This window comes from Streptomyces sp. NRRL F-2664, assembly GCF_000719345.1.
GTDB lineage: Bacteria > Actinomycetota > Actinomycetes > Streptomycetales > Streptomycetaceae > Streptomyces.
The window spans coordinates 1-18,330 of record NZ_JOFX01000048.1; the positions used below are offsets into that span (position 1 = coordinate 1).

The 18,330-nt window shown below is 72.9% G+C and carries 15 protein-coding genes; 10 read left to right on the plus strand and 5 right to left on the minus strand.

What is annotated here, in order from left to right:
• The coding region (locus IF89_RS0130170) for a GNAT family N-acetyltransferase (protein WP_063831367.1) at positions 1-525 on the minus strand (525 nt) is incomplete at its 3' end.
• Positions 526-563: 38 nt separating this feature from the next.
• Here IF89_RS0130170 and IF89_RS0130175 point away from each other — a divergent pair.
• The gene (locus IF89_RS0130175) at positions 564-1,367 is read left to right on the plus strand and encodes an exodeoxyribonuclease III (protein ID WP_030774828.1); all 804 of its coding nucleotides are present in this window, start codon (positions 564-566) and stop codon (positions 1,365-1,367) included.
• Here IF89_RS0130175 and IF89_RS0130180 read toward each other — a convergent pair.
• Entirely contained in the window at positions 1,349-2,023 is a 675-nt protein-coding gene (locus tag IF89_RS0130180; protein WP_030774830.1) for a MerR family transcriptional regulator, read from the minus strand. The genes IF89_RS0130175 and IF89_RS0130180 overlap by 19 nt on opposite strands.
• Positions 2,024-2,207: 184 nt before the next feature.
• Between IF89_RS0130180 and IF89_RS0130185 the strand changes: the two genes are divergently transcribed.
• The 3 genes from IF89_RS0130185 to IF89_RS0130195 are packed head-to-tail and all read left to right on the plus strand — an operon-like array spanning position 2,208 to position 5,652.
• On the plus strand, positions 2,208-3,839 hold the full coding sequence (locus IF89_RS0130185) for a flavin-containing monooxygenase (protein WP_043194607.1): 1,632 nt from the start codon (positions 2,208-2,210) through the stop codon (positions 3,837-3,839).
• The gene (locus IF89_RS0130190) at positions 3,836-4,771 is read left to right on the plus strand and encodes an alpha/beta fold hydrolase (protein ID WP_030774833.1); all 936 of its coding nucleotides are present in this window, start codon (positions 3,836-3,838) and stop codon (positions 4,769-4,771) included. The genes IF89_RS0130185 and IF89_RS0130190 overlap by 4 nt, the downstream gene beginning before the upstream one ends.
• Positions 4,768-5,652 (plus strand): SDR family oxidoreductase, encoded by an 885-nt coding sequence (locus IF89_RS0130195; protein ID WP_030774834.1) that lies wholly within the window; start codon positions 4,768-4,770, stop codon positions 5,650-5,652. Before IF89_RS0130190 ends, IF89_RS0130195 begins: the two co-directional genes overlap by 4 nt.
• A gap of 76 nt (positions 5,653-5,728) precedes the next feature.
• Here the strand turns inward: IF89_RS0130195 and IF89_RS0130200 are convergent, their stop codons facing one another.
• Positions 5,729-8,998, minus strand: coding sequence for a S41 family peptidase (locus IF89_RS0130200; RefSeq protein ID WP_030774836.1), 3,270 nt, complete (start codon positions 8,996-8,998; stop codon positions 5,729-5,731).
• A gap of 151 nt (positions 8,999-9,149) precedes the next feature.
• Here IF89_RS0130200 and IF89_RS0130205 point away from each other — a divergent pair, with 151 nt between their 5' ends.
• The gene (locus IF89_RS0130205; RefSeq protein WP_030774837.1) at positions 9,150-9,740 is read left to right on the plus strand and encodes a TetR/AcrR family transcriptional regulator; all 591 of its coding nucleotides are present in this window, start codon (positions 9,150-9,152) and stop codon (positions 9,738-9,740) included.
• 134 nt (positions 9,741-9,874) lie between these two features.
• The gene (locus tag IF89_RS0130210) at positions 9,875-12,070 is read left to right on the plus strand and encodes an MMPL family transporter (RefSeq protein ID WP_030774838.1); all 2,196 of its coding nucleotides are present in this window, start codon (positions 9,875-9,877) and stop codon (positions 12,068-12,070) included.
• Positions 12,071-12,158: 88 nt separating this feature from the next.
• Here IF89_RS0130210 and IF89_RS0130215 read toward each other — a convergent pair whose 3' ends face one another.
• Positions 12,159-12,554 (minus strand): SsgA family sporulation/cell division regulator, encoded by a 396-nt coding sequence (locus tag IF89_RS0130215; protein WP_043194602.1) that lies wholly within the window; start codon positions 12,552-12,554, stop codon positions 12,159-12,161.
• A 168-nt stretch (positions 12,555-12,722) separates the two neighbouring features.
• On the opposite strand from IF89_RS0130215, the gene IF89_RS0130220 reads away from it, so the two are divergent.
• From IF89_RS0130220 to IF89_RS0130235, 4 genes are read left to right on the plus strand one after another with little or no spacing between them, the layout of a single operon-like run.
• Positions 12,723-13,787, plus strand: coding sequence for an energy-coupling factor ABC transporter permease (locus IF89_RS0130220; protein WP_030774842.1), 1,065 nt, complete (start codon positions 12,723-12,725; stop codon positions 13,785-13,787).
• A gap of 1 nt (position 13,788) precedes the next feature.
• Positions 13,789-14,550 carry a cobalt ECF transporter T component CbiQ gene (gene cbiQ, locus IF89_RS0130225; protein ID WP_030774843.1) on the plus strand — a complete coding sequence of 254 codons (762 nt, stop codon included), beginning with the start codon at positions 13,789-13,791 and terminating at the stop codon, positions 14,548-14,550.
• Positions 14,538-15,311, plus strand: a complete 774-nt coding sequence (locus tag IF89_RS0130230; protein ID WP_030774845.1) for an energy-coupling factor ABC transporter ATP-binding protein — start codon at positions 14,538-14,540, stop codon at positions 15,309-15,311. Before cbiQ ends, IF89_RS0130230 begins: the two co-directional genes overlap by 13 nt.
• Before the next feature lie 28 nt (positions 15,312-15,339).
• A complete protein-coding gene (locus IF89_RS0130235) occupies positions 15,340-16,497 on the plus strand; it encodes a serine hydrolase domain-containing protein (protein ID WP_030774846.1) in 1,158 nt (385 codons plus the stop codon).
• Positions 16,498-16,675: 178 nt separating this feature from the next.
• Here IF89_RS0130235 and IF89_RS0130240 read toward each other — a convergent pair whose 3' ends face one another.
• The gene (locus IF89_RS0130240) at positions 16,676-18,307 is read right to left on the minus strand and encodes a penicillin-binding transpeptidase domain-containing protein (RefSeq protein ID WP_030774848.1); all 1,632 of its coding nucleotides are present in this window, start codon (positions 18,305-18,307) and stop codon (positions 16,676-16,678) included.
• Between the last annotated feature and the right edge of the window lie 23 nt (positions 18,308-18,330).

Here is an 18,330-nt window from a genome sequence, read left to right on the forward strand (position 1 = left end):
GGTGGGAGGGGAGGTCGGGCCGGCGGGGGTGGGTGTCTGGAGGGGCTTGGCCATGCAGCGGCTGGAGTCGTAGAAGCGGTAGAAGCCGAACTTCGGGGACGGGGTGTAGCCCTCCGAGAGGTAGAGGGCGATGGCCTCCGGCTGCCGGTCACCCGTCTCCAGGACCATCCGCATGCGGCCCGCCGCGCGGGCGTCCGCCTCCAGGGCCGCCAGGATGCGGCGGGCCAGGCCGAGGCCGCGGGCCTGCGGGACGACGTACATCCGCTTGAGCTCGGCGTCGCCGTCCGAGTAGCCCTCGTCGTTCTTTTCCTGGCTGCGCCAGCCCCCGGTCGCCACCGGGGTGCCCGAGGTGTCGTACGCCACGATGTACAGGCCCCGCGGCGGGGCGAACATCGCCGGGTCCAGGTAGGTGGCGTCGCCCTCGCCCTGGTACCGCTCCTGGTATTCGAGCTGGACCTGGTCGTTGAGCATGACCGCGTCCGGGTGGTCGTACGGCACGGTGCGGAGCTCGATCCCATGAGACATCCGAACATCGTACGGAACCGTCCCGCTATGGTGCTGGGATGCTCACTGTGACCTCCGTGAATGTGAATGGGATTCGGGCCGCCGCCAAGAAGGGCTTCGGGGCGTGGCTCGCGGGATCCGACGCCGACGTCGTCTGCCTGCAGGAGGTTCGCGCCGAGGAGGGGCAGATCCCGGACGAGGTGCGTAGGCCCGAGGGCTGGCACACCGTCTTCGCGCCGGCCGCGGTGAAGGGACGGGCCGGGGTCGCGCTGTACACGCGCCGCGCGCCCGAGCAGGTGCGGGTCGGCTTCGGCAGTGCGGAGTTCGACGCGTCCGGGCGGTACCTGGAGGTCGACCTGCCCGGTGTGACCGTGGCCAGCCTCTACCTGCCCTCCGGCGAGGCGGGGACGGCGAAGCAGGACGAGAAGTACCGGTTCATGGAGGAGTTCCTCACCTACCTCGCCGCGCTGAAGGTGCGGGCCGCCGCCGACGGGCGCGAGGTCGTGGTCTGCGGTGACTGGAACATCTGCCACCGGGAGGCCGACCTCAAGAACTGGAAGACCAACCGCAAGAGCGCCGGCTTCCTCCCCGAGGAGCGCGCGTGGCTGGGGAAGGTCTACACGCAGGCCGGCTACGTCGACGTGGTGCGCGAGCTGCACCCCGACACCGAGGGGCCGTACTCCTGGTGGTCCTACCGCGGCCGCGCCTTCGACAACGACGCCGGCTGGCGGATCGACCTCCAGGTGGCGACGCCGGGGCTGGCCGCGAAGGCCGTCAAGGCCTTCGTGGAGCGGGCCGAGACGCACCCCGAGCGGTGGTCCGACCACGCCCCCGTGACCGTCGTCTACGAGCTCGGGGTCTGACCCGGCGCGGAAGCCAGCAGGCGGTCCATCGCCATGGTCAGCTCCGCCTCGACCACGCTCTTGGCCAGCGGACGCAGTCGAGCGAGCGCGTCCGGCGAGATGTGGTCCGAGATCAGCTCGGTGAACAGCAGCGCCATCGCGTCCGCGTGCTCGCGGACGCGGCGCCCGGTCTCCAGGACCGCCGCCAGCGGCACTCCTTCGCGGACCAGTGCCGAGGAGACGTCCAGCAGGCGGCGGCTGACGTGCACGATCGCGTCGCCGTCGACGGCGAGGTACCCCAGGTCGAGGGAGGCCGCCAGGTTCTCCGGGGTGACCTCGCCCTCGAAGTAGTCGGCCAGTTCCTCCGGGGTGAGCCGCACCGGGGTCTCCTCCGACCAGCCGATGCCGAGCAGTTCGCCGAGCTGGCCGACGTCGCGGCCCTTCTCGAAGGCGGCGGTCAGCTCGGCGATGCCGCCGAGGGTGTGGCCGCGCTCCAGCAGGCCGGCGATGGTGCGCAGCCGGGCCAGGTGGTGGTCGTCGTACCAGGCGATGCGGCCCTCGCGGCGAGGCGGGGGGAGCAGCTTGCGCTCGCGGTAGAAGCGCAGGGTGCGCACCGGTATGCCGGCCGCCTCGGCCAGTTCCTCGGTGCGGTACTCGCGCACCTGCCTGCCTTGCATCTCGTCGTCCTTCGCCACGGACGCAGCCTATGGCGTACCGGCAGTAACTTTCCGGGTCCGCCCCCTACCCATGGGTACGGGGGCTGCTCTACCCTCCCGATTGTGCCAGTGATTGCTGGCAGTGTTTCGATGTGGTGTGCGGCGTTGCGTGGCTGGGACTGCGATGGAGCGGAAGGCGGCGGACATGGGTGACACGGGCGGGACGGGGAGGGCGCGCGAGCACGTGCGCGTGGCCGTGATCGGGTCCGGCTTCAGCGGACTGGGTGCCGCCGTACGGCTGCGCCGCGAGGGCATCACCGACTTCGTCGTGCTGGAGCGGGCCGGCTCGGTCGGCGGCACCTGGCGCGACAACAGCTATCCGGGGTGCGCCTGCGACGTCCCCTCGCACCTGTACTCCTTCTCCTTCGCGCCCCACCCCGACTGGCCCCGGTCCTTCTCCGGGCAGCCGCACATCCGGGCGTACCTGGAGCACGTCGCCGACACCTTCGGGCTGCGCCCCCACATCCGGCTCGACTCCGAGGTGCGGATGATGCGCTGGGACGAGGCCGGGCTGCGCTGGGAGATCGAGACGGCACAGGGCGAACTCACCGCCGACGTGGTGGTCTCGGCGACCGGCCCGCTGTCCGAGCCGAAGCTCCCGGAGATCCCCGGACTCGCCGGCTTCCCGGGCAAGGTCTTCCACTCGGCACGCTGGGACCACGACTACGACCTGCGCGGCAAGCGCGTCGCCGTGATCGGCACGGGCGCCTCCGCCATCCAGATCGTGCCGGCCATCGCCCCGGACGTGGAGCGCCTCACCCTGTTCCAGCGCACCCCGGCCTGGGTGATGCCGCGCACCGACCGCGCCATCACGGCGGTGGAGCGCTGGCTGCACCGCCGGCTGCCCTTCACCCAGGCGGCGCGCCGCGGGCTGACCTGGGCGATCCGGGACCTCCAGGTCGGCGCCTTCACCAAGCGGCCCCACCAGCTGGGGCTGGTCGAGGCCCTGGCCAAGGCCAACCTGGCCCGGTCGATCAAGGACCCGGCGCTGCGCGCCAAGCTGACCCCCTCCTACCGGATCGGCTGCAAGCGGATCCTGCTCTCCAGCACCTTCTACCCGGCGCTGGCCCGGCCCGACGTGGACCTGGTCGCCTCAGGGCTCAAGGAGGTGCGGGGCTCGGTCCTGGTCGCCGCCGACGGGACGGAGGCCGAGGTCGACGCGATCGTCTTCAGTACCGGCTTCCACGTCACCGACCTGCCCATCGCCGAGCGGGTCGTGGGCGCCGACGGCCGCTCCCTCGCGGTCGCGTGGAAGGACGGGATGGCCTCGCTGCGCGGCGCGACCGCGGCCGGCTTCCCCAACTGGATGACGATCATCGGCCCGAACACCGGGCTGGGGAACACCTCGATGATCCTGATGATCGAGTCGCAGCTCAACTACATGGCCGACTACCTGCGCCAGCTCGCCGTCCTCGGCGGGAACGGCGAGCGGGTCGCCCTGGCCGCCCGGCCCTCCGCCGTCAACGCCTGGAACCGCACGGTGCAGGCGCGGATGGAGCGGACCGTGTGGAACACCGGCGGCTGCACCAGCTGGTACCTGGACGCGAACGGGCGCAACACCACCGTCTGGCCCGGCACGACCGGGGAGTTCCGACGCGAGACCCGCACGGTCGACCTCGCCGAGTACGAGGTCGTACGGGTACGGGGGCGCGGGCGCGAACGGATCGCGGTCCCCGCGCCGCTGCCCGCCGCCGGCGCGGAGCCCGCCGCCGCCCCGGGCACGGAGCCCGCCGCCGCCCCGGCACCGCTGGCCGCGCGGGCGGAGGGCGCCGCGTGAGCCGGCCGGCGCACGTCACCTCCGGCCCCTACGCACCGCCCGCCGCCCGGCGTGAACTCGTCGCCGTCTCCGCCGACGGGGCCCGCCTGCACGTCGAGGTGCACGGGGACGAGGGCGCGCCGCCCGTGGTGCTGGCCCACGGCTGGACCTGCTCCACCGCGTTCTGGGCCGCGCAAATACGGGCCCTGGCCGCCACCCACCGGGTCGTCGCCTACGACCAGCGCGGACACGGGCGCAGCCCCGCCGCCCGGGAACACAGCACCACCGCACTCGCCGACGACCTCGTGGCCGTGCTCGGCGCCACCCTCGCCCCGGGGGAGCGGGCGGTCGTCGCCGGGCATTCCATGGGCGGCATGACGATCATGGCGGCCGCGGCCCGGCCGGAGTTCACCGAGCACGCCGCGGCCGCGCTGCTGTGCAGCACCGGCAGTTCCGCCCTGGTCGCGCAGGCGCGGGTGGTGCCGGGGCGCGCCGGGCGCGCCCGGACCCGTATCACCGGCGCGGTCCTGGGATCACGCGCCCCCCTCGGGCCGGTCACGCCCCTCGCCCGGAAGGTCCTGAAGTACGCCACCATGGGCCCCGGCAGCGCCCCCGACAAGGTCGAGGCGTGCGCCCGCATCGTCCACGCCTGCCCCACCGGTGTGCGGCACGCCTGGTCCGCGGTGCTGGCCGGGCTCGACCTCGACGCCGACGTGGCGCGGCTGACCGTCCCCACCGCCGTGATCGGCGGCACCGCCGACCGGCTCACACCGATCGGCCACGCCCGCAGGCTCGCGGCGGCGCTGCCGCACTGCGTGGGCCTCACCGAGCTCACCGGCGTGGGGCACATGACCCCGATCGAGGCACCCGAAGCCGTCACCCGTGCCCTCGGCGAGCTGACCGCACGCCATCTCGCCACCACCGAGAAGGACGAGAAGGAGATGACCACGTGAGTGCCCGCAGGAGTCTGGAAGGCCAGGTCGCCGTCGTCACCGGGGCCGCCCGCGGAGTGGGCGAGCTGCTCGCCCGCAAGCTGTCGGCCCGCGGTGCCCGGATCGCTCTCGTCGGCCTGGAGCCCGAAGCCCTCAAGGAGGTCTCCGGGCGCCTGCACACCGACAGCGAACACTGGTACGCCGATGTCACCGACCACGAGGCGATGGCACGCGTCGCCCAGGAGGTCAAGGAGCGCTTCGGGAAGGTCGACATCGTCGTCGCCAACGCGGGCGTCGCCGCGGGCGGGCCGTTCGTCCACTCCGACCCCGACGCCTGGCGCCGCGTGATCGAGGTCAACCTCGTCGGCGGGGCCGTCACCGCCCGTGCCTTCCTGCCCGTGCTGGCGGCGAGCCGCGGCTACTTCCTCCAGATCGCCTCGCTCGCCGCCATCACCCCCGCGCCGATGATGACCGCCTACTGCGCCTCCAAGTCGGGCGTCGAGGCGTTCGCCCACTGCCTGCGGTCCGAGGTGGCGCACCAGGGCGTCAAGGTGGGTGTCGGCTACCTCTCGTGGACCGACACGGACATGGTGCGCGGTGCCGACCAGGACGAGGTCATGCGGGAGCTGCGGCAGCGGCTGCCGTGGCCGTCGAACCGTACGTACCCGCTGGGGCCGGCCGTCGACCGGATCGTCGCCGGCATCGAGCGGCGCTCGCCGCACGTGTACGCGCAGTGGTGGCTGCGCGGGATGCAGGGGGTGCGCGGCTACCTGCCGGGGATCATCGCGACGGTCGGGCAGCGCGAGATGAAGCGCTTCGAGCCCCGGCTGGCCGGTGTCTCCAGGGGCCTCGTCGGGGCGGGCGGCGCCGCCGACGAGCGGGAGCGCACCCGCAGCCGCTGACCGGGCGGGCTCCCGCGCCGGGAGGGGGCGCGGCCGTCGCCGGCGGCCGCGCCCTTCCCGGTTCCGGTTGCGCCGCTCACTCCCTCGGCGGCAGCTTCGGACGGCGCCGGTCCGGTACGTCCGTGTATCCGGGCGGCATTGCGGGCGGGTCCTGTTCGAGGAGTTCCAGCGCCAGGTGCACGGCGTCGTCCATCTGGGCGTGGCGGCCCTCCGCCCAGTCCAGCGGGGTGCGCAGGATCTCCAGGTCCGGCTCCACGCCGTGGTTCTCCACCGACCAGCCGTATTCGGGGAACCAGGCGGCGTTCATCGGGACGGTGATCACCGTGCCGTCCCCGAGGGTGTGCCGGCCGGTCATGCCGACCACGCCGCCCCAGGTGCGCTGGCCCACCACCGGCCCCAGGCCCAGGAGTTTGAAGGCCGCCGTGATCATGTCCCCGTCCGAGGAGGTCGCCTCGTCGGCGAGCGCCACGATCGGGCCCCGGGGTGCGTCGGAGGCGTAGCTGACGGGTTGGGCGTCGCGCGTCAGGTCCCAGCCCAGGATGGACCGGGTGAGCTTCTCCACCACCAGCTCGCTGATGTGGCCGCCCGCGTTGCCGCGTACGTCCACGATCAGCGCGGGCCGGGACATCTCCATCCGCAGGTCGCGGTTGAACTGGGCCCAGCCCGAGCCGCCCATGTCGGGGATGTGGAGGTAGCCGCACCGGCCGCCGCTGAGCTCCCGGACCACTTGACGGCGCTTGGACACCCAGTCCTGGTAGCGCAGCGGCCGCTCGTCGATCAGCGGGACGACGGCGACCCGGCGGGGGCGGTCCGAGCCCTCGGCCGGTTGGAAGGTCAGCTCGACCGTGGTGCCGCCCGCGCCCGCCAGCAGCGGGTAGGGGCCGGTGACCGGGTCCACGGGCCGGCCGTCGACGTGGGTGAGTACCGCGCCCTCGCGGATGCCGGTACCGGCCAGCGGGGAGCGGGCCTTGGAGTCGGAGGACTCGCCGGGCAGGATCCTGCTGACGACCCATGCTCCGTCCCGGGGCACCAGGTTGGCGCCGAGCAGGCCGATGGCCCGCTGGTAGTGCGGGGGGCCCTCGTTGCGGCGGGCGGGCGAGACGTAGGCGTGCGAGGTGCCGAGTTCGCCCAGGACTTCGCGCAGCAGGTCGGCGAACTCGTCGGGGGAGGCGACCCTTTCCACCAGGGGGCGGTACTGGCGCAGTACGCCGTCCCAGTCGATGCCGCACATGTGCGGATCCCAGAAGTACGCGCGGATGATCCGCCCGGCCTCCTCGAAGGCCTGGCGCCACTCGGCGGCCGGGTCCACCTCGTGCAGGATGCGCCGCAGGTCGAGGTAGACCGTGGAGTCGCCGTCGCCCGACTCGGTGGCGGGCACCGCGCGCAGGTCCCCGTCGTCGTTGATCACGAGGCGGGTGCCGTCGCCGCTGACCGCGAACCAGTCCAGCCCCGAGGCCAGTTCGCTCTTGCGGGCCTTGGTCAGGTCGAAGTGCTCCAGGGTGGGCTTGCCGCTGAGGTCGTTGGGGTTGGCGAAGGTCTCGCCCAGCGCGCCCGAGATCGGCCAGCGCAGCCAGACCAGTCCGCCGCCGTGCACCGGGTACAGGGCCGAGTACTTGGACGCGCTCACCGGGAAGGGGGTGACCCGGCTCTCCAGCCCCTCCACCTCCACGGTCACGGCGCCGCTGTCGCCCGAGCCCTCCGAGTCCGCGTCGGCCGGGTCCAGTCCGCCGGCCGCGGGCCGCCCCTCGGCGGACAGCGCGAAGGGCGAGGGGGTCGCGGAGGACAGCGGGACCAGGTACGGGCGGCAGCCCAGCGGGAAGGACAGGTCCCCGGTGTGCACGTCGTACACCGGGTCGAAGCCGCGCCAGGACAGGAAGGCCAGATAGCGCCCGTCCCGGGTGAAGACCGGGTTCTCGTCGGCGAAGCGCCCGTTGGTGACGTCGACGACGGTGCGTGCGCCCGGCCCGGAGATGCGGGCCATCTTGATCTGCCGCAGTGAGCGCCCGATGCCGGGGTGCGACCAGGTCAGCCAGGCCCCGTCGGGGGAGAAGGCCAGGTCGGTGACGGGGCCGTTGATGGACCGGATCAGCTCGGTGACCTCGCCGTCGGAGTCCTCCGTCGCGTCGACGAGCAGCAGCCGCCCGTCGTTCGAGGCGACGGCGAGGCGCTCCCCGTCCGGGTCCGCCAGCAGCTCGGTGACGCGGCCCAGCTCGCCCGAGGCCAGCCGGCGCGGCTGCCGCTCCCCGGAGGCCCGGGGGAGGTAGGCGATCTCGATGGCGTCCTCGCCCTCGGCGTCGGTGACGTAGGCGACCTGGCCGCCGCTGCCGAGCATCTCCGGCAGCCGCACCCGCACGCCCGGGGTGTCGGCGATGGTCCGGGCCGGCCCGTCGCGGTGGGTCAGCCAGTACAGGCTGCCGCGCACCACGACCGCGCTGGCGCGCCCGGTGGTGTCCACGGAGAGCGAGTCGACGTGGCTGGCGGCCGGCACCTGGTAGGTGCGCCGTCCGGCGCGGGGGCCGCCGAGGCGGACCTGGAGCTTGCGCGGGGAGGCGTCCGCGGCGAGGGAGTCGACGAGCCACAGGTCTCCGGCGCACTGGTAGACGACGCGAGAGCCGTCGCTGGAGGCGTGCCGGGCGTAGAACTCGTCGTGGTCGGTGTGGCGGCGCAGGCCGGTGCCGTCGGGCAGGCAGGAGTAGAGGTTGCCGATGCCCTCGTGGTCGGAGAGGAAGGCGATCCGGCCGTTGACGAACATCGCGGAGTCCAGGTGGCCTTCCAGGTCCTCCAGGAGCTGGCGCCCGTGCAGCCAGAGCCGGCCCATGGCGCCGCCCCGGTAGCGCTTCCACGCGGCGGGCTCGTGCGGCGGTTTGCCGGTGAGGAGCAGGCTGCGGTGCTCGCCGTCGATGTCGGCGACCTGGATGTCGGACACGGGCCCCCACGGGAGGCGGCCGCCGGGGCTGCCGTCGGTCGGCAGCTTGTAGGCCCAGGAGAAGTACGAGAAGGGCTGTTCGTGCGAGGAGACCGCCAGGATGTTGCCGTCGGGATCCCAGCCGCAGACGCGGGTGTCGGTGGCGCCCCAGTGGGTCAGCTGCCGGGCGGGCCCGCCGTCGACGGGCGCCAGGTGGATCTCGGGATCGAGGCTGCGCCAGGTGGTGAAGGCGATGTGCCGGCCGTCGGGGGAGAAGCGAGGGTGGCCGACCCGCGTGCGGTCGACGGTGACCCGCCAGGCGCGTCCTGGGGTATGGCCGTCGGGGACCAGCGGGGCGACCCACAGGTCGTCCTCGGTGGCGAAGCACAGCAGGTCGTCGTGCAGGTGCGGGAACCGGAGGTACGCGACGTCGTGACTCACCCCCCAATGCTTTCCGTGTGAGAGGGGCGCGGCAACTCGTACTGGTGATCCATGCCACTGCCGTCAGCGAAACGGAACGGTTTCGTTTCGCTCGGCGGAGGGGTATCGTCGTAAGCGTACGGAACAGTTTCGTTCGGATGGAGGCACGGAGATGACCGAGGCGATGGCGGCCCGGCGCAGCCGGATCACCCCCGAACGGCAGGCCGAACTGCACGAGGCGGTCCTCGACCTCCTGCGTGACGTCGGCTACGAGGCGCTGACCATGGACGCGGTCGCCGCCCGTACGAAGTCCAGCAAGGCCACCCTCTACCGCCAGTGGGGGAGCAAGCCGGAGCTGGTCGCCAAGGCCCTGCGATGTACGCAGCCCGTCTCGCTGCGCGAGATCGACACGGGCAGCCTGCGCGGGGACTTCGCGCTCATGGTGGAGCACTCGGACGACGCGCAGATGGCCAAGGACACCGCGCTGATGCGGGGCCTGGCCCATGCGGTCCACGAGAGCCCGGAGCTCCACCAGGCCCTGCGGGACCTGCTGGTCGACCCGGAGATCACCGGGCTGCAGGTGATGCTCCAGCGCGCGGTGGACCGGGGCGAGATCGCCCCGGGGTGCCCGGCCCTGGACTTCGTGCCGCACATGCTGATCGGGGCGTTCATCGCGCTCCCCCTGATCGAGGACCGGCCGGTGGACCGGGCGTTCCTCGGTGACTTCATCGACGCCGTGGTCTTCCCCGCCCTCGGCGTCTGAACCTCCCCGTACCCAGTCCCCGGCGTCCCGCGCCGGCTTGCTGCTCCTGACACGCCGCTCTCGTCGTCGGGCCGGCTCCCCACGCCCTGATCCCTCCGGATCCATCCCACGACCTGAACGGGAGAACCACCGACGTGGCAACCTTCCTCTACCGACTCGGCCGGGGCGCCTTCAGGCGCCGCGGGCTCGTCGCCCTCCTCTGGGTGGCGCTGCTGTTCGCCGCCGGCTTCGGCGCGGCCTCCGCGTCCGCCCCGACCTCCGGCTCGTTCTCCATACCCGGCACGGAGGCCCAGAAGGCCTTCGACCTGCTGGACAAGAAGTTCCCCGCCATGGCCGCCGACGGCGCCACCGCGCGCATCGTCGTCAAGGCTCCCGCGGGCGCGAAGGTCACCGACCCCGGCCCCAAGGCCGAGGTCGAGAAGATCGTGAACGGGCTCAAGACCGGCCCGGGCGCGGAGCAGGTCTCCTCGGTGACCAACCCGTACGAGGTGCAGGCGGTCAGCCAGGACGGCTCCACCACCTACATCAGCGCCAAGTACACCGTCAGCGGCATGGAGCTGAAGGACGCCACCCGCGACGCGCTCAAGGAGTCCGGCGAGGACGCCAAGGCCGCGGGCCTGAACGTCCAGATCGGCGGTGACGCGCTGATGGTGGCTCCGGAGACCGGCTCCGGCGAGGTCATCGGCATCCTCGTCGCCGCGATCGTCCTCGTGATCACCTTCGGCTCGCTGATCGCGGCCGGCCTGCCGCTGCTGACGGCGATCATCGGCGTCGGCATCGGCGTCTCCTCCATCACGGCACTCGCCAACGTGCTGGACCTCGGCAACACCACCGCCACCCTCGCCACGATGATCGGCCTCGCGGTCGGCATCGACTACGCCCTCTTCATCGTCTCCCGCTACCGCGCGGAGCTCGCCGAGGGCCGCGAGCGCGACGAGGCCGCCGGCCGGGCCACCGGAACTGCCGGTTCCGCCGTGGTGTTCGCCGGCCTGACCGTGGTCATCGCCCTCGTGGGCCTGACCGTCGTGAACATCCCGATGCTGACCAAGATGGGCGTCGCGGCCGCGGGCACCGTCGTCATCGCCGTGCTCGTCGCGCTCACGCTGGTCCCGGCCCTCCTCGGCTTCGCCGGCCGGAAGGTCCTGCCCGCGGGCCGCAAGAGCAGGCTGTTCGGCAAGGGCAGGGCGGCCTCGGAGAAGAAGGCCAACGGCGGTACCCGCTGGGCCCGCTTCGTCCTGCGCCGCCCCGTCATGGTGCTGCTGGCCGGTGTGATCGGCCTCGGCGTCATCGCGGTCCCGGCGAGCAAGCTGGAGATGGGCCTGCCGGACGACGGCGCCCAGCCGGTCTCCACCACCCAGCGCCAGGCGTACGACCTGCTGTCCGAGGGCTTCGGCCCGGGCTTCAACGGTCCGCTGATGGTGGTCGTCGACGGCGACAAGGCCCTCGCGGACTCCACCGTCGACCGGATCAAGGGCCTGGAGGGCGTGGCCATGGTCACCCCGCCGACCCCGAACGAGGCCGGCGACGCCTCGGTGATCACCGTCATTCCGAAGGACCGTCCCTCCTCCACGCAGACAGAGGACCTGGTCCACGAGATCCGCGACGGCAGCGGCGACGACGTCCTCGTCACCGGCGCCACCGCGATGAACATCGACTTCTCGCAGAAGATGAACGACGCGCTGCTGCCCTATCTGGCGCTCGTCGTCGGCCTCGCCTTCCTGCTGCTGATGCTCGTCTTCCGCTCGATCCTGGTCCCGCTCAAGGCGGCCCTCGGCTTCCTGCTCTCGGTCGTCGCGGCCCTGGGCGCGGTCGTCGCCGTCTTCCAGTGGGGCTGGCTCGGCTCGGTCTTCGGGGTGGAGCAGACCGGCCCGATCATGTCGATGATGCCGATCTTCATGGTCGGCGTGGTCTTCGGCCTGGCCATGGACTACGAGGTCTTCCTCGTCACCCGCATGCGCGAGGCGTACGTCCACGGCGAGCGGCCGGGCCAGGCGGTCGTGACCGGCTTCCAGTACAGCGCGCGGGTCGTCGTGGCCGCCGCCGTCATCATGATCGCGGTGTTCGCGGGCTTCATCGGGTCCAGCGAGCAGATGGTCAAGATGATCGGCTTCGGTCTGGCCGTCGCGGTCTTCTTCGACGCCTTCGTGGTGCGCATGGCCATCGTCCCGGCGGTCCTCGCGCTGCTCGGCCACAAGGCCTGGTGGCTGCCCGCGTGGCTGGACCGGCTGCTGCCGAACGTGGACGTGGAGGGCGAGAGCCTGCGCAAGCACCTCGCCGGGTCCGCGCAGGGCGAGGGCCCGGACAAGGACCGCGAGCTGGTGAGCGCCTGACGGCTGCCGGTCGGCCCCCAGGGTTCCCGGCAGGACGGCCCGGCCCCGTACCCCCGAACCGGGGAGTACGGGGCCGGGCCCGTTGCGCCTAACGGGTGGGGGTGGAGGCGGCGTAGGTCCGGCGCAGGAAGCGGCGCAGTGCGGCGATGTCGAACTGGACCACCGCGACGCCCTCGGGGGAGTGGAACTCCACGACCGCCTGGACCCGGCCGCAGGGCCACACGCGGACGTCCCCGGTCCCCGTCGGAACCTGGAGGCCGGCTTCGAGCAGGGCCCGGGGGAAGACCCACTCGTTGTCGGTGCCCTCGGGGGACAGGCCCGCCGGGAAGACGATCCGTACGGCCAGGGGCTGGTCGGGGGTGAAGCGGAGGGCTACGGGGATCGCCCGGTAGAGGGGGTCGTCCGTGATTACACGGGCGCGGACCCGTTCTTCGACGGGGGCCGCGGTCGCGGTCGCTGGGAGATTCTCGGCGGTGGCTGACATCGACCAGACTCCTCGAATCGGAACATATCCGTCCGTTTACCCTCCAGCCTCGCACATTCCCACGAGAACGCGCGACGCTCTTTGTGATGCACCCGCTCTTGCCAACGGTTCGCAACTGAGCACTATTCTTGAACGGCTGAAGACCGTATATGAAGCGGAGCCCACTCCATGCATGTGCCCGACGGATTCATCAACGCACCCGTCTCGGTGGCCGCCGGAGTGGCGGCAGCCGCGGCGGGTGCCGTCAGCCTCCGCGGCGCCCGCCGTGAACTCGACGAGCGGACGGCGCCGCTCGCCGGCCTCGTCGCCGCCTTCATCTTCGCCGTGCAGATGCTGAACTTCCCCGTGGCCGCCGGCACCAGCGGCCACCTGATGGGCGGCGCCCTCGCGGCGATACTCGTCGGCCCCTACACCGGCGTGCTGTGCGTCTCCGTCGTCCTGCTGATGCAGGGCATCCTCTTCGCCGACGGCGGCCTGACCGCCCTCGGCGTCAACATCACCGTCATGGGCGTCGTCACCGTCGTCACGGCGCACCTGCTCTTCCGCGGCCTCCTGCGCGTCCTGCCGCCCACCCGGCGCTCCGTGACCGCGGCCGGTTTCGTGGCGGCCCTGCTCTCGGTACCGGCCGCGGCCGCCGCCTTCACCGCCGTCTACGCCCTCGGCGGCACCACCGACGTATCCCTCGCCAAGGTCCTCACCGCCATGGTCGGCGTGCACGTCCTCATCGGCATCGGGGAGGCCCTGATCACCGCCGCGACCGTGGGTGCCGTGATCGCCGTACGTCCCGACCTGGTGCACGGGGCCCGCGGGCTCACCACGCCGCTGAAGCTGCGCGTCGACGGCGCACTCGTCGACGCCCCGGCCGCCGCCACCGCGGCCGCCGCCGCCGGCGGCGCGGCCGGCTCGACCAGGAAGGTGTGGGCGACCGGCCTGGTCACCGCCCTCGTCCTTGCCGGCTTCGTCTCCTTCTACGCCTCCGCCAGCCCCGACGGCCTGGAGAAGGTCGCCGCCGACAAGGGCATCGACGAGAAGGCCGAGGAGCACGCCGCCGCCGGCTCGCCGCTCGCCGACTACAGCGTCGAGGACGTCGACGACGCGCGTCTGTCCGGCGGACTCGCCGGCGTCATCGGCGTCGGCGTCACCGTCGTCGCCGGCACCGGCATCTTCTGGGCCGTGCGCCGCCGCCGCAGCGACGACCTGACCGCCGCCTCCACCGCCACCCCGGTCGCCTGACATGGGTGCCGGCCACGCCCACAGGCTCTACCGCCCGGGACACTCGCCGGTCCACACCCTGCCGCCGCACTGCAAGCTCGCCGCGACGTTCGGCTTCGTCCTGGTCGTCGTGTCCACACCGCGGGAGGCGGTGTGGGCCTTCGGCCTGTACGCACTCCTCCTCGCCGGGGTCGCGGCCGTGGCCCGCGTCCCGGCCGGCGTCCTGCTGCGCCGGCTGCTGATCGAGGTCCCCTTCGTCGCCTTCGCCGTCCTCATGCCCTTCGTGGCCGAGGGCGAGCGCGTCGAGGTGCTCGGCATGTCGCTCAGCGTCTCCGGCCTGTGGGGCGCCTGGAACGTCCTCGCCAAGGGCACCCTCGGCGTGGCCGCGTCCGTCCTGCTCGCCTCCACCACCGAGCTGCGGGCCCTGCTGCTGGGCCTCCAGCGGCTGCGCCTGCCGCCGCTCCTCGTCCAGATCGCCTCCTTCATGATCCGCTACGGCGACGTGATCGGCGACGAGCTGCGCCGGATGTCCGTCGCCCGCCGCTCGCGCGGCTTCGAGGCGACCGGGATCCGGCACTGGGGGGTGCTGGCGAAGACCGCCGGCGCGCTGTTCATCCGCTCCTACGAACGCGGCGAGCGGGTCTACCTCGCGATGGTCAGCCGCGGCTACGCCGGCTCCATGCCCGTCATCGACCAGGTCGCGGCCACCCGCGGCCAGTGGGCGTACGCGGCCGCGCTCCCGGTGACGGCCCTCGCCGTCTGTCTGATGGGATGGACCCTGTGACCCCTACGCCCTCCCCCGCACCCTCGCTCGAAGTCGCCGGGCTCGCCTACGCCTACCCGGACGGCCACCAGGCCCTCTTCGGCGTCGACCTCACCGTCGGGCGCGGCGAACGCGTCGCCCTGCTCGGCCCCAACGGCGCCGGCAAGACCACCCTCGTGCTGCACCTCAACGGCATCCTCGGCGGGGGCATCGGCTCGGTGGCCGTGGCCGGGCTCCCGGTGGAGAAGCGCAACCTCGCCGAGATCCGGCGCCGGGTCGGCATAGTCTTCCAGGACCCCGACGACCAGCTCTTCATGCCCACCGTCCGTGAGGACGTGGCCTTCGGACCGGCAGCGGCCGGGCTGCGCGGCGCCGAGCTGGAGGAGCGGGTCGCGGCCGCCCTCGACCAGGTCGGCATGGCCGGCTTCGCGGACCGGCCGCCGCACCACCTGTCCTTCGGGCAGCGCCGCCGGGTGGCCGTGGCGACCGTACTGGCCATGCGGCCGGAGATCCTCGTCCTGGACGAGCCCTCGTCCAACCTGGACCCGGCCTCACGCCGCGAACTCGCCGACATCCTGCGCGCGCTCGACGTCACCGTGCTGATGGTGACCCACGACCTGCCGTACGCGCTGGAGCTGTGCCCGCGCTCCGTGGTCCTCAGCGAGGGTGTCATCGCCGCCGACGGCCGCACCCAGGACCTGCTGTGCGACGAGGAGCTGATGCGGGCCCACCGGCTGGAACTCCCCTTCGGCTTCGACCCCCGATCGGTCTCGGTGGCATAAGCACCGGCCGGCGTTTGTTGCACCGCACGTGGACATCCAGGGTGTGGTGGCGGAGGGCTTCGAGCCCGTCAGGGACGCGTTCGTACGCAACTTCGAGGTGCTCGGCGACCGGGGTGCGGCCGTGGCCGTGTACCGGGACGGCCGCAAGGTCGTCGACCTGTGGGGCGGCACCCGGGACGCCGACGGCGCCGAGCCGTGGAGCGAGGACACCGCACAGATCGTCCGCTCCGCCACCAAGGGCGTGGCCGCCGCCGTCCCGCTGCTCCTGCACCAGCGCGGGCTCCTCGACCTGGACGCGCCGGTCGGCGCGTACTGGCCGGAGTTCAAGGCGGGCGGCAAGGAGCGGATCCTCGTACGGGACCTGCTCGCGCACCGCGCGGGCGTACCGGCCCTGGACCGGGCACTGACCGCCACCGAGGCCGCCGACGGGGTGTCCGGGCCGCGCGCCGTCGCCGCCCAGCAGCCCTTCTGGGAGCCGGGCACCGGGCACGGCTACCACGCGCAGACCTACAGCTGGCTGCTGTCCGAGCTGGTGCTCCGGCTGACCGGCCGCACGCTGGGCTGCGTCCTGGCGGAGGACATCGCCGAGCCGCTCGGCCTGGACTTCTGGATCGGCCTGCCCGAGGCCGAGGCCGGCCGGGTGGGACGGGTGGCTGCCGTCGAGCCGCCGGAGGGCGCGGGGACGCTGCGGACCAGGCCGCGCAGGAACGTTTCTGAGGCCTATGCCGACCCCGGCTCCCTCACGCGCCGCGCCTTCGCCGCGATCGACCCGCTGCCGGACGAGAACGACGCCGCCTACCGCGCCGCCGAACTGCCCGCCTCCAACGGCATCGGCACGGCCCGCGCCCTGGCCCGCTTCTACGCGGCCACCGTCGGCGTGGTGGAGGACGGCGCCCGCATCTTCACCCCGGCCACCACCGGGCTCGCCGCCCGGGAGCACTCCTCGGGTCCGGACCGGGTGCTGGTCGTCAACACCCGCTTCGGCGCCGGATACATGCTGCACGGCCCCGCCTCACCGCTGCTCTCGCCCGCCTCCTTCGGCCACCCCGGCCGCGGCGGCTCCCTGGCCTTCGCGGACCCGGAGGCCGGCATCGGCTTCGGCTACGTCACCAACGCCCTGGCCAGGTCGGTCACCGCCGACCCCCGCGCCCAGGCCCTGGTCCGGGCCCTCGGGTCGGTCCTCTGACGGCTGCGGTGGCGAGGGCTGCGACCGCTGCCACTGCTGCCGGTGCGGGCTGCGAGTGCGGCGGCTGCCGCTGCTGCGAAGGCGTCGGGTGCGAGCTACCGCTGCTGTGCCGGCTGCTGCTTGCCGGCTGCTCGCGCACGTCGGTGACGGTCGCGCCGGCGTACGCACCTGCTCGCCGTCAGCCCGCGTTCAGCACCGCCGCGACGATGGGGCCGGCCGCCTCACCGCCGTGGCCGCCGCCCTCGACCATCGCGGCCGCGGCCACGTCGCCGCTGAAGCCGGTGAACCAGCTGTCCGGGCTGTCCTCGGCACCGCCGACCTCCGCCGAGCCGGTCTTGGCGCCCTTGTCCGCACCGCGGACCGGGGCCATCGCCTCGCGCGCCGTGCCGCTGGCCGCCGTCAGTCTCATCATCGAGACGAGCTGCTGCTGCACGGAGGACTTCATCCGGCGCTGAGCCGTCGCGACCGTCCGGCCGTCCAGCTCGGGCGAGACCAGCAGCGGCTGGCGGAAGACGCCGGTGCGGGCGGTCGCGGTGATGGAGGCGACGTTGAGCGGGTTCATGGTGATCCGGCCCTGCCCGATGTAGGCGGCGGCCGCCGACGCGCCCGTCGCCGCCGGGACCTTGCCGTCCGTGGACTTGATGCCGGTCTTCCAGTCCAGGCCGATGCCGAAGACCTCGGTGGCCTCCTTGGGGAGCGCGGAGTCGTCGTCGACGGGCTTGATCTGCTTGATGAAGGCGGTGTTGCAGGACCGCGCGAAGGAGGTCGCGAAGCTGGTGCCGGGCGGCAGGTCGAAGTTTTTGAGGTTGTGGAACTCCCGGCCCCACGTCACCGTCTTCGGACACTCCGCCGGTTTGTCGGCAGCCACCAGGCCGCGGTCCATCAGCATCGCGGCCGTGACGATTTTCATCGTGGACCCGGGGGCCCGGTTGCCCCTCATCGCCGCGTTGAAGCCGTCCTTGCGGTTGTTCGCGACGGCCAGGATGTGTCCGGTGCTCGGCTGCACGGCGACCACGGAGGCCTCCGGGAACTTGGCGACGGCCTGTTCCGCGGCCGCCTGCACCGTCGCGTCCAGATACGTCTTCAGGGTGCTCGGCTCGCCCTCGACCAGCGTCAGCAGGCTCCGCCCGGGCGTGTCCTTCGCGGCCGGCTCGATCCACACCTCGGCCCCGGCCCTGCCGCCCGCTTTGCTGCCGTAGCTCTGGCGCAGCTCGTCCAACACCTGGCGCAGGGAGGGGTACTTCTCCGCGGTCAGCTCCGCGCCGTTGCGGTCCACGGCCTTGACCGGCGGGCTCGCGGGCGCGCCGGCGCGCAGCTTCTCGTCCTTCTGCAGCTGCGGGTGGATCACTGCCGGCTGCCAGTCGACCAGCGGTTTGCCGGTGGTCAGCCCGCGCACCACGGTGAGTCGGGAGTCGTAGGCGAAGGGCTTGGTCGTGCCCTCGTAGGTGATCTCCGCCTCGACCTTGAAGGGCACCGTGGTGCCGCTCGGCGGGCCGGGAGTGATCACCGCCCTGGAGACGTACGCCTTGGTCCGGTACTCCCCGATCGCCGTCTGCGCCGCAGCGGGGTTGTTGGTCAGATCGGCCGCTCCCCGCTCGTCCCCGGCCGCCCATGCGGCGAGGAAGGCCTTCGCGGCCGCCACGGCCTCCTTCTCCTCGACCGGCCCGCTGCCCGCGGACAGGGCGGAGACCCCGTCCTCGCCGCCGTCCCCGCCTGCCTCCCCCACCAGCGCGTACACCCCGTACCCGGCACCGCCGACCATCGCGAGGAACACCCCGCCGATGATGGCGCCCTTGGCCGCCCCGTTCACTGTCGTCCTCCCCCGTCGTCACG